The organism is Seonamhaeicola marinus, assembly GCF_008085455.1.
This window is the reverse complement of the sequence record NZ_VSDQ01000113.1, coordinates 1-535: the sequence shown is the minus strand read 5'-3', so window position 1 is coordinate 535 and position 535 is coordinate 1. Positions and strand designations below refer to the sequence as shown.

General features: G+C 36.6%; 1 protein-coding gene. It reads left to right on the top strand.

Going from position 1 to position 535, the window contains the following annotated elements:
* Nucleotides 1-535, top strand: a 535-nt coding sequence (locus tag FUA24_RS01005; protein ID WP_246146918.1) for a methylmalonyl-CoA mutase family protein, incomplete at both ends; no start/stop codon positions are given.

Here is a 535-nt window from a genome sequence, read left to right as displayed (position 1 = left end):
TAGATTCGGTTGAAGACATGAAGGTACTTTTCAACCAAATTCCTTTAGATAAAATGTCGGTTTCAATGACCATGAATGGCGCGGTTTTACCTATTATGGCATTTTACATTGTTGCTGCACAAGAACAAGGTGTAAAACCAGAATTACTATCGGGCACCATTCAAAATGATATATTAAAAGAATTCATGGTGCGTAATACATACATTTACCCACCTTCGCCTTCAATGAAAATAATATCTGATATTTTTGAATTTACAAGTAAAAACATGCCTAGATTCAATAGCATTAGTATTTCTGGCTACCACATGCAAGAAGCAGGTGCCACTTGCGATATTGAGCTAGCTTACACACTAGCCGATGGTTTAGAATACATAAGAAAAGGCCTTGAAGCAGGTATGGATATTGATACCTTTGCACCACGTTTATCATTTTTTTGGGCCATAGGCATGAACCATTTTATGGAAATTGCCAAAATGCGTGCCGCACGTATGCTATGGGCTAAAATTGTTAAACAATTCAATCCTAAAAACCCAAA